A 15,316-nucleotide genomic window follows, 5' to 3' on the forward strand; every position below is an offset into this window, starting at 1 on the left:
AGCAAAGGCACCAGCAACCCGCCGAATCCCGTCAGAGCAGCAGGTCGAAGACACGGATTGTGCGTGTCCACTCCTTGCTCGCCGGGTTCTTCCGATCAGGAACTATGGCTCTGATAGCCCTGGCGAGCGCCACAGAGAGGCCACCCGCCACGGCCGGCAGCCGAACCTCGGTTTCTTCGCTGAGCGACAGATCCAGCGGAGGCAGCGCCGCGAGTTCGTCCAGGATCGATGCCAGGTCCAGTTCCTCGTCCAGGTCACGGAAGTCGTGCATGTTCTCCTGCAGTCCTTTGGTGATGGGCAGGTCCCAGGGCTGGATGATGTCGCGCCGGTTCGACTTCGCGGCGACCTCGGCGACGATGAGCATGTCGTACAGTTTGCGGTTGACGAAGTCGCTGTAGCGCTTGAGGTCGGCCTTGTCCACGTCGAGTCCCGCGGCGGCGCGAAAGAAGTGCTCGAACCTGGAAACTGCGATCACGGGCATGTGGATCACCGTCTTTCCTGTTGATTCCCTGTGGCAGTGAATCTCTCGTGCACCATGCGGACCGCCATTGCGCCTTCACCGACCGCAGAGGCGACTCGTTTGACGGAGCCGCTGCGAACGTCGCCGACGGCGAATACGCCCAGGTGCCCGGTTTCCAGGGGGAGGAGGGCGCCCACGGGCGACGTGCCCTGGCCCGTGACGACGAAGCCGCGGTCGTCCAGCGGGAGAGTTCCCTTGAGCCATGCAGTGTGCGGGTCGGCTCCGATGAAGGTGAACAGCGCGCTGGTCTGGATCTCCAGGAGTTCTCCTGTTCGCGTGTTCTGCGCGCGGACGGCCCGTAGTGTGCGATCTCCGAGTAGTTCGCGTACCTCGGTGTAGTACATGATTTCGATGCTGGGAGCTCGGTCGATCTCGTCGGCGAGGTAGCGGGACATGCTCGCGCGTACGTTGCCGCCGCGCACGAGCATGCATACCGAGGAGGCGTCCCTGGCCAGGTAAAGCGCTGCCTGTCCGGCGGAGTTCCCGCCGCCGACGATGACCACGGGCGATCGTCGGCACATGCGCATCTCAAACGGTGTCGCCGCGTAGTAGACGCCGGACCCTTCGAATCTCTCCAGGTGGGGAACGTCGAGCTTCCGATAGCGGGCGCCGGTGGCGATGATCACGGCGTGGGCCTTCACGGCGCACTCGCCCTCCACGATGATGCCGTAGTGGCCCTCACGCGGTTCCAGGCTGCTCACCTCGGCGGGGACGGTCAGGCGGGCGCCGAACTTGCCTGCCTGGATGACGGCACGCTCGGCGAGCTCGGCGCCCGAGATGCCGGTGGGAAAGCCGAGATAGTTCTCAATGCGGGACGAGGTGCCCGCCTGGCCGCCCGCAGCTACGGCATCGAGCACGACGGTTGTCAGGCCGTCAGAGGCTGCGTACACACCGGCGGTCAAGCCTGCGGGTCCCGCGCCTACGACGATCACATCGCATACGGCGTCGTTAGACGTAGGGGCGGGCAGGCCGATGGTCTTCGCCAGTTCGGCCGGGGACGGGTTGCGGAGTACCTGGTCGCCGTGCCAGATCACCACCGGGGTATCGTGCGGGGAGATGCGCAACTCGCGCAGGAGCACGTCCGCGGCTTCGTCCTCCTCCAGGTCGATCCACCGGTGAGGGATCCTGTTGCGTGCGGCGAATTCGTGCAGCCGCCGGGCATCGGGTGAGTATCGGGAGCCGATGATGCGGAAACCGGCGTCCAGGCCGATCAGCAGGGCGCGGCGGGTCAGGTAGGACCGCAGGATGAGGTCACCGAGCGCCGGGTCGCCCGCCACGAGTGTCCGCACCTCGTCCGCCGGTACGGCGAGCACCTCGCCGGGCTCCCGCACGACCGCAGTGACGAATCCGGCCTGGCCGGTGAGGAGGCCGAGCTCGCCGAGGAAACGCCCAGGGCCGTGGACTGCGATCGTCCGCTGTTTCGCACCCTCCCCCTCGACCATGGCCACCTTGCCCCGCAGGATCACGATGAACTCGGGGATAGGCTCGCCTTCCCGGTAGAGGATGTCGCCAGGCGACACGGACCGCCGCTCGCCGTGCAGGGACAACTCGGCGATCTGCCCCTCGTCCAGCCGGGGATAGGCCCCGCACAGGTCCGGTGTTTCCACGCCGGAGTGCTCTGTCATGACGGAGCTCGCACTGCGTCTTCGACCCACTCGCGCAACTGCGGCGCCGGTGACGCGCCTGCGCGTTGCGCCACGACGCGGCCCTCGTGCAGCACCATGAGTGTCGGGACGGCCGTGATCGTGTATCGGCGGGAGAGGGCCGGAGAGCCGTCCACGTCGACTTTGACGAGTTTGAGCTGTCCCGCCATCTCGCGGGCGAGCTGTTCGAGTGCCGGGGTGACCGTCCGGCACGGCGCGCACCACTGCGCCCAGAAGTCGACGAGGACGGGAAGGTCGGCGCGTTCGGTGACCTCGGCGAAAGTGCTGTCGTCAGCGTTGGCGATCCACGGCAGCGGCCGGTGGCAGACCCCGCACAAGGGCCTGCCAGAGGCGGCGTCCGGGACCCTGTTGGGTCTGCCGCAGTTGGCGCAGTTCACGGTGTGCATGTCAGGTCCTGGGCGGATAGAAGGTGACGTTCAGCTCGCCCTTGTCGGCGCCGACCGTGATGGTCGATCCGTCGGGCACGTCGCCGGCCAGCAGGGCGCGTCCGATCCTGGTCTCCACCTCGCGGGCGATGAACCGGCGCAGTGGCCGGGCACCGTAGACGGGGTCGTAGCCCTGGTTGGCGATGAGCCTGCGTGCGTCCTCGGTGACCTCAAGGGTGAGCCGGCGGCTGGCCAGGCGGTTCTTGATGTCGGTGAACATCAGGTCCACGATGCGCTCGATCTCGGCCTCGGTCAGCGGTTTGAACAGCACGATGTCATCGACCCGGTTGAGGAATTCGGGCCGGAAGTGCATGCGCAGCTCCCCGATCACGCTCTCGCGTGCCTGGGGCTTGATCTCCCCGTCGGCGGTGACCCCGTCCAGCAGATGCTGGGAGCCGATGTTGGAGGTCATGATGACCACGGTGTTGCGGAAATCGACCGTGCGGCCCTGCGCGTCGGTCAGCCGCCCGTCGTCCATGACCTGCAGCAGCGTGTTGAACACGTCCGCGTGGGCCTTCTCGATCTCGTCGAACAGCACCACCGAGTACGGCTTGCGCCGCACCGCCTCCGTGAGCTGACCGCCTTCCTCATAACCGACATAACCCGGAGGAGCACCGACGAGCCGGCTGACCGTGTGGCGTTCCTGGTACTCGCTCATGTCGATGCGCACCATGTTGTCCTCGGTGTCGAACAGGGCCGCCGCGAGGGACTTCGCGAGTTCGGTCTTGCCGACCCCGGTGGGTCCGAGGAACAGGAACGATCCGATGGGGCGCCGAGGATCCTTGACGCCGGAGCGAGCGCGGATGACGGCGTCGGCCACCAGCCGCACGGCCTCCACCTGTCCGATGACACGTTCTTGCAGAATTTGATCGAGCTTCAGCAGTTTGTCCCGCTCCGCCTCCTGCAGCCGGGTCACGGGGATGCCGGTCCAGCGGGAGACGATGGACGCGATCTCGTCCTCCGTGACGACCTCGCGCAGCAGCCGGTGGCCGTTCTGCCGGGTGCCGAGCCGCTCCTCCTCGGCGCGAAGCCGGCGTTCCAGTTCGGGGAGCCGGCCGTGGCGCAGCTCAGCGGCACGGTTGAGGTCGTAAGCACGTTCGGCCTGTTCGGCCTCCCGCCGCACGCTCTCCAGCTCCTGCCGCAGGCTCTGCACCTTGCGCAGGGCCGACCGCTCGGCCTCCCACTGCGCCCGCATCGCCTCGGCCTCGGCACGCGAGGCGTTGAGCTCCTTGCGTAGCTCTTCCAGGCGGGACCGGCTCGCGGGGTCGTCCTCCTTGGCCAGCGCGGCCTCCTCGATCTCCAGCCGCATCACCTTCCTGGTGAGCGCGTCGAGCTCGGCCGGCATGGAGTCGATCTCGGTGCGGATCATCGCGCAGGCCTCATCGACCAGATCGATGGCCTTGTCCGGCAGGAACCGGTCGGCGATGTAACGGTGGCTCAGCGTCACCGCGGCGACGAGCGCGCTGTCCTGGATCTTCACGCCGTGGAAGACCTCCAGCCGCTCACGCAGGCCGCGCAGGATCGATACAGCGTCCTCTACCGAGGGCTCGTCGATCAGTACCGGCTGGAACCGGCGCTCCAGGGCGGCGTCCTTCTCGATGTGCTGGCGATACTCCTGCACCGTGGTCGCGCCGATCATGTGCAACTCGCCGCGCGCGAGCATCGGTTTGAGCATGTTGCCCGCGTCCATGGCGCCCTCGGTCGCCCCGGCACCTACCACCGTGTGAAGCTCGTCGACGAACAGCAGGATCCGGCCCTCAGCCGCTTTCACCTCGTTCAGCACGGCCTTGAGGCGTTCCTCGAACTCCCCGCGGTACTTGGCTCCCGCGACGAGCGCGCCCATGTCCAGGCTGAAGATGCTTTTGTCGCGCAGCCCCTCTGGGACGTCGCCACGGGTGATCCGCTGGGCGAGCCCTTCGACCACGGCCGTCTTGCCGACGCCGGGGTCGCCGATCAGCACGGGGTTGTTCTTCGTCTTGCGGGACAGGATCTGGATCACGCGGCGGATCTCCGTGTCGCGGCCGATCACAGGATCGAGCTTGTCGGCGCGGGCGTCCGCGACCAGATCGCGCCCATACTTCTCCAGCGCCTCGTAGGCGACCTCGGGCATGGCCGAGGTGACCCGCTGGTTGCCTCGGACGGCGGTGAGCGCCTGCAGGAACCGGTCCCTGGTCACACCCTGGCCGTGCAGCAGCCGCCCTGCCGCAGTCGCGGAGCCCTCCTCGATCAGGGCCAACAGCAGGTGCTCGACCGAAACGTACTCATCCTTGAGCCGGCCCGCCTCCCGGTCCGCGGCGTCGAGCAAGCGGGCCAGGCGCTGGGTGAGGAAGACCTGGCCGGGCGCGGTGCCTGGGCCGCTGACCTTGGGCCGGCGCGCCAGCTCCGCCTCCAGATCGGCGCCGAGACGTTGCGTGTCGGCACCTGCCTGTTGCAACAGCCGGGGCGCCAGCCCTTCGGACTGGTCGAGCAGGGCCAGCAGGAGATGTTCCCCGTCGACCTCGGTGTGACCGTGCCGCAGCGCCTTGGTCTGGGCGTCGTGCAGGGCCTCCTGCGTCTTCTGCGTCATCCTGTTCGGGTCCATTCCCGTCCCCCTAGTGTCGTGGCAAAGGGCCGCGCAGGGCGGTCTCGAGCTCTTCGATCCGGTCGAGGAGGTCGATCACCACGCCGATCGCGGCGTAGTTGATACACAAACCCTGGTGCAGCCGCTGGATGCGGGCGGCCGCCCTGACCTGGGAGGGGGCGAAGCGCAGCTCCCCTCCGGCGTCCCTGTCCGGCTCCAGCAGTCCGAGCGTCACCAGCCGGCGGACGATCTCCGGATGCAGCCCCGTGGCTCGCGCGTAGGAATCGAGGTCGAGCCGGGCCGGGCGTACCATGGCGTAGATCATGAGCGCCTCCTCGGGTCGAACCGCGATGCGGCAGCGAGTTGTTCGAACAGGCGTCGCTCCGCGTCGGTGAGCGTGGGCGGCACCATGATCCGGACTTCGGCGAAGAAGTCGCCCGGGGGGCCGCTCGGGTTGCGCATGCCGCGGCCTTTCAAGCGCAGGCGACGACCGCTGGACGTGCCCGGGGGCACTTTCAGCTTCGCCTCGCCGCCTGGTGTGTCGATGGGCACCATGGCGCCCAGTGCCGCCTCCCAGGGGGCGAGCGGCAGGGTGGTGTGGATGTCGCGGCCCTCCACGCGATATCGGGGATGGTCGGCGATCTGCACGATCAGGTGGAGATCGCCCGCCGGCGCTCCGTCGCTTCCTCGCCCGCCCTGCCCGGCAAGCCTGATGCGCTGCCCGTTCGTGACCCCCGGTGGGATCGTGACGTCCAGCCGCCTGCCACCGGGCAGTGTGATCTGGCGACGGCCGCCTCGGTAGGCCTCCTCGACGGTCAGTGTGAGCTGCGCCTCCTGGTCGGCACCGGGCACAGGACCCCAGCGCCGCCTGCCACCGAACATGCCGCCGAGCAGGTCGTCCAGGTCGATGCCCGCGCCGAAGCCGACGTCATCGCCCCGCGTCGACCGCCATGCGCCGCCGGTCCCCGTCCGGGCGCCGGCACCCTGGCGGGCGCGAGCGTACTCCGCCGGGTCCACGTCGGGCGGCACCTGACGGAAGTCGTGCCCGAACGCGTCGTAGCGGCGGCGCGTCTCGGGATCGGAGAGCACGGCGTAGGCCTCGGAGATCTCCTTGAACCTGTCTTCGGCTCCTGGATCCTTATTGACGTCCGGATGGTAGGCACGCACGAGCTTGCGGTAGGCGCGCTGGATCTCGTCGGTGTCGGCGTTCCTGTCCACGCCGAGCACCTCGTAGAAGTCCCGCTGCGCGGCCATCATTCGGCCTTCTTCGCGACGGTGACTCTTGCGGGCCGCAGTTGCCGCTCGCCCTCGCCATAGCCGGGCCTCAGCACTTCCACGACCTTGCCAGGCTCGACATCGGTGCGTTCGACGGCCGCCACCGCCTCGTGGCGGGCCGGGTCGAAGCTGACGCCCGTCTCGTCCTGTCGTGGGTAGCCCAGGTTGGACAGGACGGCGACGGCCTGGTCGCGCACCGCTCGTACACCGTCGAGCACCGCCTTCGCGTCGTCGTCGCGGCACGCATGGCTCAGCGCGAGCTCGAGGTTGTCCAGGACGGGTAGCCACGCGGCGGCGACCCTGGCGCGTTCCTCGGCCCGCAACCGCTCGTTGTCGCGGGCGATCCGCTTGCGGAGGTTGTCCAGGTCCGCGACGGCGCGCAGCCACCGGTCCTCCAGCTCCGCGACTTCGGCCTCCGTCTCCGCGGACGCGGCGGTGCTCTCCTCGCGGGTCTCTTCCTGAACCTCGGGCACGTTCTCGTTCATGTCAATCGGGCTCCGAGGTGGTGAACTCCGCGTCGATCACGTCGTCGCCGGCGCCCGGGGCGCTTTCCGTCCGGCCCTGGGGAGGCACCCCAGGCGTCTCCGGCCGACCACCAGCGGTGCCGAGTCCGTGGTACACCTGCTGGAGCTCGCCGCTGAGCGACCGCAGCCGGTCAGTCGGCGCCTCTTCCTTGATCGCCTGGCGGGCCTCCTCAACGAGCTGCTCCGCGCGCGCCTTCTCGTGCACGGGTACGGCGTCCCCGAGCTCTTGTAGCTGGCGCTCGACCTGGTAGGCGACCGAGTCCAGCTCGTTGCGCGCGTCGATGGCCTCCCGGAGCCTGGTGTCTTCGTCACGGTGCTGCTCGGCGTCCGTCACCATCCGCTCGATCTCCGACTTGTCCAGGTTGGAGCTTTCACTGATGGTGATCCGCTGCTCAGCCCCGGTGTCCTTGTCCCGGGCGGAAACGTTGAGTATGCCGTTGGCGTCGACGTCGAAGGTGACCTCGATCTGCGGCACTCCTCGTGGCGCGGGCCGGATGTTCTCCAGCCGGAAGCGCCCGAGCACCCGGTTGTCGGCGGCGCGCTCCCGCTCACCCTGCAGGACCACGATGTCCACGGCGCTCTGGTTGTCCTCCGCCGTGGAGAACGTCTCAGTCCGGCGGGCCGGGATGGTGGTGTTGCGCTCAATGACCTTGGTCATGAGCCCGCCGAGGGTCTCGACACCAAGTGAGAGCGGCGTGACGTCGAGCAGCACGACGTCCTGCACCTCGCCCTTGATGATGCTCGCCTGGATCGCCGCTCCGATCGCGACCACCTCGTCCGGATTCACCGTCATGTTGGGATCCTTGCCGCCGGTGAGCCTGCGGACGAGGTTCTGAACGGCGGGGATCCGGGTGGATCCGCCGACGAGGATGACCTCGTCGATATCCGCGGGTCTGAGCTTGGCGTCCTCCATCGCCTGCTCGACCGGATGGATGCAGCGTTCGACCAGGTCGGTGGTGATCTTCTCGAAGGTGGACCGCATGAGCGTGGTGTTGAGGTGCTTGGGTCCGGAGGCGTCCGCCGTGATGAACGGCAGGCTGACCGTGGTCTGGGTCACCGACGACAGCTCGACCTTGGCCTTCTCGGCCGCCTCGAAGAGGCGCTGCAGCGCCTGCGGGTCCTTACGCAGGTCGATGCCCTGCTCTCGCTGGAAATCGTCAGCAAGATGATCGACGATCCTGCGGTCGAAGTCATCGCCGCCGAGATGCCCGTCGCCGGAGGTGGCGCGGACCTCGACGACCCCCTCGCCGATGTCCAGGATGCTGACGTCGAACGTACCGCCGCCCAGGTCGAAGACCAGCACGGTCTCGTTGGACTTCTTGTCCAGCCCGTACGCCAGGGCGGCGGCGGTCGGCTCATTGATGATCCGCAGGACCTCGAGGCCGGCGATGCGCCCCGCGTCCTTGGTGGCCTGGCGCTGGGCGTCGTTGAAGTACGCCGGCACGGTGATGACCGCCTCGGTCACTTTTTCGCCGAGGTACTTCGCCGCATCGTCGGCCAGCTTGCGCAGGACCAGCGCCGAGACCTCCTCCGGCGCATACTGCTTGTCGCCGACCTGGAAGCGGACGGCTCCCTGCGGCCCCTCGACGACGTCGAACGACACAGCGTGGATCTCGCTCTCGACCTCGTCGTAGCGACGGCCGATGAAACGTTTGGATGAGTAGATCGTTCCCTTCGGGTTCAGTATCGCCTGGCGCCGCGCGAGCTGACCCACCAGGCGCTCACCCTCGGTGGTGAACGCCACCACGGACGGGGTCGTGCGCGAGCCCTCCGTGTTGGGGAGCACCGTGGGGTGACCGTCCTCCGTGGCGGCGATCACCGAGTTCGTGGTTCCGAGATCGATGCCTACTGCCTTCGCCATTGCTCGTTCGCCTTCCCGAGAAGCTCATGGGCCCTGGCCGCGTGCTCGGAGTCGACGAGGACCTCGTACTTGTCCGCCACCAGGCCGGCCTCGGAGACGAAGTCCCTTCGGCCGCCGTGTGCTGCGTGCGCGATCAGGCCGAAGATCGCTCCGGCGACCGCGCCGCCCAGTAGTCCCCACAGGACCAGGGCGACTATGGACGCTGCCGTGGTCGCGAAGATCCCGAAGAACAGGCCGATGAGGAGGCCGAACCAGGCTCCGCTCAGCGCGCCCCAGCCGGCCGCGCGGAGGTACGTCATGCGCGCGAGGACGTGCTCCACCGAGCGTAGCCCCACGCCCACGATCAGCGTTCCATGCACAGGGAAGCCGTGATCCGACAGGTAGTCGACGGTCTTCTGCGCCTCCTGATACGTGGGATAACTGGCGAGCAGTTGCCTGTTGGCAGTAAGGGGACCGGCTGGCGTGACGGACACGACTCCTCCTCTCCCCGCCTCAGGCGGTCACCTCGATGTGCCGGGGCTTGGCAGCCGCCGCCTTCGGAACGGTGATGGACAGCACGCCATCGGACAGACGCGCCTCGACTCGTTCGGCGTCCACCTCCCCCGGGAGCAGCGTGCGCAGCTCGAACCTGCCGGCCCTGCGTGTCTCGCGGTGCCGCCGCTGGCTCTCGTGCTTCTCGATCTGCCCGGTGACGATCAGCTCGCGCTCGGAGAGCTGGACGTCTATCTGGTCCCTCTTCACTCCGGGGACGTCGACCTCCACGATGTACGAGTCCTCGGTCTCCGAGACGTCGGCCGTGGGAGTCCACACGCCAGTGGGCCCGTCCTCGGCGAACTCTCCCAGGGCTGTGCTCATCAGCTGCCCCAGCCGGTCGTAGACGTCCTCGAACTCGCGCATCGGGTATATGTCGCTGCCCCTGCGGCGCAGTGCCAGCCGTGCCATCGGTACCGCCTCCTGAAGGGTCGTGGTTCGGTACTTACAGTTCTGACCCTCGTCCTCGCGCTGGGTGGTCACATCCCCCATGGGTGTAGTTTCGGCGGCTCGGTTTCCCTCTCATCGTGCGACCCGTCGGGGCCGACACGTCCCTGCGCCACCGCGAGACGTATGAGCTCGACGCGGGAGCCGATGCTCAGCTTGCGGTAGACATGCCGCAGATGGAACGCGACCGTATGGACGCTGAGGAACATCTGCTCGGCGATCTGCCGGTTGGTCCATCCGTCGACGGCGAGCAGCGCCACGGCATCCTCAGTCTCCGTGAGGCTGTCCCAGCCGGAGGTGGGCCGCGGAGTGTTGTGCCAGTGGCGGCGGCGCACTCCCATGCCACGCAGCCTCCGACGGACGCGTGCCGCATCCCTGGTGGATCCGATGTCATGGTAGATCGTCAAGGCCTGATCGAAGCTGGTGACCGCCTCCTGCTGCTCCCCAGAGGCCTTCAGCAGCCGGCCAAGGTCCTCCTCGGCCGAGGCCCGCGCCCATATGTCCTCAATGTGCTCGGCAGCGAAGGTGAGAGCCTCGCGATCTCCATCGAGCAGGCCCCGGGCGTGCGCGGCAGATGCGGCCAACGTCGGGAATCCCCAGCTGGCGCGGCTGAGGGACTCCGCCATGCTGACGATCGACTCGGCCGTTGCCCGGTCTCTCGCACCCATGGCGATTCGGACCATCCACGCACTCACCGTCGGATCCATGGCGAGCAGCGAGGACGGCTGCTGGAGCGGGCCGGAGGAATCCGTGAGCAAGGTCATCGCGCTCCGAGGGCCGTCGCGTACCTCGGCGATCTGGGCTGCCAGCAGGGCGTGCCGCGCACGCGCCTCACTCGATCCCTCACCGGGGGCCACGACACGTCGCGTCGCTTCTCGCAGGTCGCCCCGCCGGAGAGCGACGGCGGCCAGCATGCCGCTGGCCACCTCGGCGGCCAGCGGCATGTGGTGGACGGCGGCGAGGCTCAGGGCTCTCCTCCCTTCGGAGACCGCACCGTCGAACCGGCCTGCGGCGAACTCGGCGCGAGCCTCCAATGCCGCGACGCCCGCCGCCCAGGCCAGATGGTCGTGAGCGAGTATGTCCATGCGTGCCTGCTGGAGCTTCGCCCGCGCCTCGTCGAGGCGGCGCACATCGATGAGCATCCCCGCGGCGGTGAGACAGGCCTCATAGCGGCGTTCGTCCGGCCGGTCCTTGCCGGCCAGCCGGCAGGCGTCCTCGGCCAGGGCCACGGCGTTCGCGAGCCTTCCCTCGTCCCGCTCGATCGTGGCGAGGGCGGTCAGCGCGGCGACCGTGGCTGCCGGACCGTGCCCGGATTCGCCGTCGATGATCTCACTTGCGTACGCCCGTGCGTAGTCGTCACGCAGGCGCGTCATGGCATACAGCCTCACGGCGGCCGCACGGTCGCGCACATGCTGCCAACGCGTAGGGAGGGCCAGCACGCTGTCGGCCTCGTGGATCGCCTCGTCGCCCCTGCCGGTCCGGTACATGATGTCCGACAGCAGGCATCGTAGTTCCGCCACGCTCTGAGCGGAGCGATTGTCGGCGAGACGTTCCTGGACCATGCTCTCGGCCTCCTCCAGCCGCCCACCGGTGACCGCCGCGTGTACGACAGCGGCCGAAGCGGTGAAGCGGGCGTCCGCCGGTTCCAGGTGTGTGAGAGCGGCGGACTGGCTCAGCAAGGCATCCCGTACTGGCGGAGGTATCCACGTGGCGGTGACGGCCCCGACCAGCCCGTAGCGGAAGGCGAGCCCACGCCTGGTGACGTCGAGAATGCCCGCCGCCGTGGCTTCCTCGATGGTAGACAGCAACGCGGCCGGTGTGGTGCCGAGCAACGACGCGGCCTGCTCGATCGGCAGCGGCCCGCCCAGCACGGCGACCGTCTCCACCAGGCTTCTGGCCTCCCCTCCCAGGGCATCGGTCCAGCGTCGCACCACCGTTCGCAGCCTGGCGGGCAAATGGGCACGTGACATGGCACCACAGGACTCGTCGAGGCGGCCTTCGTCGCGCAGGCCGGCAAGCAACTCGATGGTCAGCAGTGGATTGCCCCCGGCACCGGCCACCAGCGCGCGCGTCGTCGGATCGGGTGGCCTCCCGAGCATGTCCGCTGCCAGCTCCGTGACGGCTTCCGGCGCGAGCGGCGCGAGCGTCACCCGCGCGGCGCCTCTCCGCTTCAGGAGGCCGAACAGGCAGGCGGCCCGGCCGTCGTTCTCAGCGGTCGAGCCGCTCAGCAACCAGCCGACGGGCCAGGTCGTAAGCCGATCATGTAGGGCACGGACGGTCTTCAGCGTCGCCGGTTCGGCCCGGTGCAGATCGTCGAACACGACCAGCAGCGGCGCTCCGGCCCGCTGCTCGAAGCCCTTCGTCAGGCGGTCCAGCAGGTGCGCCGGTGAACCGGCGGACTCTGCCTCGAACGGGAGGTCGAGGGCCTCCAAGAGGAAGCCGCACGAAACGAGTTCACCGAGTTCCTCCACGCTGCCGCGGATCACGCCGACGCCGTGGTGGGGAGCGGCGTCGGCAGCCTCGTTCAGCAGCCTGCTCTTGCCCGCTCCGGGTTCACCGTCTACGAGTAGCGTGCCGGTCCCGCCCTGTCGCAGCGTACGCAGCAGCCCCTCGATTAGACGCCATTCGCGTTCGCGTCCCCGCATCTCGTCCCCTTGACCATGCCCTTTCCTGCGCTGAATCGGCCAATCTCATGCCTGTCGAGATCTTTCACGCTCGGTGCACTACATGTCTTGGGGATGTGGTCGGGAGCGGCTGGAGCCATCGTTGTAGTGCCGCAAAAGAACGGAAGGGGTGGACGAGATGGCGGAGACCGGTTATGCGCCGTTCAACCGGACGGTGGACAAGACGAACCGGGTCTTGCGGGAGATCGAAGAAGCGCACGGTTGGTCTCCAGAGCACCGGAACCTGTCCTACGCCGCCCTCCGGGCGGTGCTTCACGCGCTGCGCGACCGGCTGTCCGTCGAGGAGAGCGCGCACCTCGCCGCCCAGCTGCCACTGCTGATCCGGGGTCTCTATTACGACGGCTGGCGCCCGGGCGCGGTTCCGGTGAAGCTCGACCGCGAGGAATTCCTCGACCGGGTGTCGAGCGGGGTGGACTTCGAAGTCCAGGAGACTACGGAAGAGCTCGTCCAAACGGTGTTGCAGGCGCTCAGAAAGCACATCACCGACGGCGAGTGGGAGGACGTGAAATCCAGCATGCCGAAGGACCTGGCTTCGGTGCTGCCCTAGCGGTCACTCTTTCGCCGTTGACGCAGGGCGCGGACGAGCCGGAGCGGCAGGAGTCCCACGAGGGGGGCTCGCCTGCCGAGATCGTCCCGGTCCTCCTTGTCGAAGGCCCGGGCGTAGCGGCGGGCATCCTCGGCCGAGGCGTACCGTTTGGCGCCGCCTGCCTCACAGCCTCGCTGGCAATGCCAGCGCATCGTCTCCCGGTCGCTGGTGAACCGGAACCGATGCCCGAGAACCCGACAGCGGAGCATGTGACCCACCGTACAGCGCACCACGGCCAGGGCTGCGCCGCCCCGCCATTCGCCGGTGTCACGTGAAGGAGGCTTGGCCATGACCACATCGCAGCTTGGCACCGTTCGAACCGATATTCCCGGCCGCCTTGACCGCCTGCCCTGGGCCGGATTCCACTGGAAGGTCGTCCTCGGGCTCGGAACCGTGTGGATCCTTGACGGACTGGAGGTGACGATCGTCGGCGCGGTCGCCTCCCGCATGACCGAACGCGGCAGCGGCATCGCCGTGAACTCCGCCGACATCGGCACCGCGGCGGCCATCTACGTCGCCGGAGCGTGCCTCGGGGCCCTCCTGTTCGGCCAGTTGACCGATCGTCTCGGCCGTAAAAAGATGTTCATGGTCACGCTCGGGCTTTACATGGCCGCCACTGTGGCCACCGCCTTCGCTGTCCAGCCCTGGTACCTGTTCCTCTTGCGTTTCCTGACCGGGATGGGCATCGGCGGCGAGTACGCCGCGATCAACTCCGCCATCGACGAGCTCATCCCGGCGCGCAACCGCGGCCGGGTGGACCTTGCCATCAACGGCAGCTACTGGGTGGGCGCCGCCATCGGCAGCCTCGCCGCGCTCGCCTTCCTCAGCCCGCTGTTCTCGCCGAGCCTCGGCTGGCGGCTGGCCTTCGCCATGGGCGGCGTCATCGGGTTCGCGATCATGGTGACCCGCCGGCATCTTCCGGAGAGTCCTCGTTGGCTGTTCATCCACGGGCACACCGAGGAGGCCGAACGGATCGTGAACCGGATCGAGGCGGAGGTCCGCGCGGAGACCGGTCAAGAGCTCCCGCCGCCCGGCTCTGCGATCACCATCCGGCAGCGCAAGGCAATTCCCTTCAGTGAGATCACCCGGGTGGCCATGGAGCGCTATCCGCGCCGGATGATCCTGGGCCTGGCTCTCTTCGTCGGCCAGGCGTTCCTGTACAACGCCGTGACGTTCGACCTTGGGACGTTGCTGAACGGCTTCTTCGGCGTGACGTCCGGCAACGTCCCGTACTTCATGGCGATCTTCGCACTGGGGAACTTCCTCGGTCCCCTTATGATGGGGCGCTGGTTCGACACCGTCGGCCGCCGTCCGATGATCGCCGGCACGTATCTGGTCTCCGCCGCCCTGACCGCCCTGATCGCCGTACTGCTCATGAACAAGGCGCTGACCACAGGCTCGTTCATGACTTTGATCGCGTTGACCTTCTTCGTGGCCTCGGCGGGCGCCAGTTCCGCCTATCTCACAGTGAGCGAGGTCTTCCCGATGGAGACCCGGGCCCTGGCCATCGCTCTGTTCTTCGCGATCGGCACCGCCGTCGGCGGCGTCACCGGGCCGGCCCTGTTCGGCCAGTTCATCCACAGTGGCAACGTGAGTCTGGTGGCGATCGGGTTCTTCATCGGAGCGGCGGCCATGGCCACTGGCGGCATCGCCGAGTTGTTGTTCGGCGTCCGGGCCGAGCAGCAGTCGCTGGAGAACATCGCCCGCCCGCTGACGGCGGAGGAAGAAGAGATGGAGCCCGCCGAGCGGGAGTCCCTGCTCCGGAACGAGCAGGAGCATGGCCTGAGCATGGAGAGCAGGCGCGAGGCGGCGGAGCGCAGGGAGCGGGCCCGCCTTCGCGGCGAGCGCCGGAAGACGCTGGAGAGCGCAGGGGCCCGGCGCTTCCGCCCAGGTCCCGGGACCAGGCTGTCGTCGCCAGGCGCGATCGGCACCAGTGGGACGGCCAGCCGGCACGCCGCCATAGCCGAGGAAGCGCTGGATCGGGAGATCGACGAGGTGGCTCACGCGCTGGAGCGCTACGGCCCCGCGGATCGCGACACGCTCGCCGAGCGCGTCCGCGGCCGTACGTGGGGACCCGGCCGATTCCGCGCCGCCCTGCGCCAGGCGGTCCGCGAGGGACGGGCACAGGAGTTCTCCCCTGGCAAGTACGGCCCGCCGGAGAAGTGAGCCCGGCTCAGTCCGCGTATCTCACCCGGCCTCGGTTGTCACAGATGCGTTCCGCACTTGGGTACGACCTCCT

The 15,316-nt window shown here is 68.3% G+C and carries 13 protein-coding genes; 2 read left to right on the forward strand and 11 right to left on the reverse strand.

Going from position 1 to position 15,316, the window contains the following annotated elements; all coding sequences use genetic code 11:
• Positions 1-31 precede the first annotated feature (31 nt).
• The 11 genes from ACZ6SA_RS46505 to ACZ6SA_RS46555 form a co-directional block, all read right to left on the reverse strand.
• On the reverse strand, positions 32-481 hold the full coding sequence (locus tag ACZ6SA_RS46505; RefSeq protein WP_465835689.1) for a DUF1931 family protein: 450 nt from the start codon (positions 479-481) through the stop codon (positions 32-34).
• 5 nt (positions 482-486) lie between these two features.
• A complete protein-coding gene (locus ACZ6SA_RS46510; protein WP_465835691.1) occupies positions 487-2,145 on the reverse strand; it encodes an FAD-dependent oxidoreductase in 1,659 nt (552 codons plus the stop codon).
• Positions 2,142-2,570, reverse strand: a complete 429-nt coding sequence (trxA, locus tag ACZ6SA_RS46515; protein ID WP_347650405.1) for a thioredoxin — start codon at positions 2,568-2,570, stop codon at positions 2,142-2,144. The genes ACZ6SA_RS46510 and trxA overlap by 4 nt, the downstream gene beginning before the upstream one ends.
• A 1-nt stretch (position 2,571) precedes the next feature.
• The gene (clpB, locus tag ACZ6SA_RS46520) at positions 2,572-5,190 is read right to left on the reverse strand and encodes an ATP-dependent chaperone ClpB (protein WP_465835693.1); all 2,619 of its coding nucleotides are present in this window, start codon (positions 5,188-5,190) and stop codon (positions 2,572-2,574) included.
• Positions 5,191-5,200: 10 nt separating this feature from the next.
• Entirely contained in the window at positions 5,201-5,494 is a 294-nt protein-coding gene (locus tag ACZ6SA_RS46525) for a chaperone modulator CbpM (protein WP_347650403.1), read from the reverse strand.
• Entirely contained in the window at positions 5,491-6,426 is a 936-nt protein-coding gene (locus tag ACZ6SA_RS46530; protein ID WP_465835695.1) for a DnaJ C-terminal domain-containing protein, read from the reverse strand. Before ACZ6SA_RS46530 ends, ACZ6SA_RS46525 begins: the two co-directional genes overlap by 4 nt.
• Positions 6,423-6,929, reverse strand: coding sequence for a nucleotide exchange factor GrpE (locus ACZ6SA_RS46535; RefSeq protein ID WP_465835697.1), 507 nt, complete (start codon positions 6,927-6,929; stop codon positions 6,423-6,425). The genes ACZ6SA_RS46530 and ACZ6SA_RS46535 overlap by 4 nt, the downstream gene beginning before the upstream one ends.
• A 1-nt stretch (position 6,930) precedes the next feature.
• Positions 6,931-8,829 carry a molecular chaperone DnaK gene (dnaK, locus tag ACZ6SA_RS46540; RefSeq protein ID WP_465835699.1) on the reverse strand — a complete coding sequence of 633 codons (1,899 nt, stop codon included), beginning with the start codon at positions 8,827-8,829 and terminating at the stop codon, positions 6,931-6,933.
• Positions 8,814-9,302: a YflT domain-containing protein gene (locus tag ACZ6SA_RS46545; RefSeq protein WP_465835701.1), complete on the reverse strand. Its 489-nt coding sequence runs from the start codon at positions 9,300-9,302 to the stop codon at positions 8,814-8,816. The genes dnaK and ACZ6SA_RS46545 overlap by 16 nt, the downstream gene beginning before the upstream one ends.
• Positions 9,303-9,321: 19 nt before the next feature.
• Entirely contained in the window at positions 9,322-9,771 is a 450-nt protein-coding gene (locus ACZ6SA_RS46550) for an Hsp20/alpha crystallin family protein (protein ID WP_465835703.1), read from the reverse strand.
• A gap of 68 nt (positions 9,772-9,839) precedes the next feature.
• Entirely contained in the window at positions 9,840-12,452 is a 2,613-nt protein-coding gene (locus tag ACZ6SA_RS46555; RefSeq protein ID WP_465835705.1) for an AAA family ATPase, read from the reverse strand.
• A gap of 157 nt (positions 12,453-12,609) precedes the next feature.
• Between ACZ6SA_RS46555 and ACZ6SA_RS46560 the strand changes: the two genes are divergently transcribed.
• The gene (locus tag ACZ6SA_RS46560) at positions 12,610-13,038 is read left to right on the forward strand and encodes a DUF2267 domain-containing protein (RefSeq protein WP_465835753.1); all 429 of its coding nucleotides are present in this window, start codon (positions 12,610-12,612) and stop codon (positions 13,036-13,038) included.
• Between the two features lie 327 nt (positions 13,039-13,365).
• Positions 13,366-15,243 (forward strand): MFS transporter, encoded by a 1,878-nt coding sequence (locus ACZ6SA_RS46565; protein ID WP_465835707.1) that lies wholly within the window; start codon positions 13,366-13,368, stop codon positions 15,241-15,243.
• Positions 15,244-15,316: the final 73 nt, after the last annotated feature.

The organism is Nonomuraea sp. NPDC049378 (assembly GCF_055586745.1).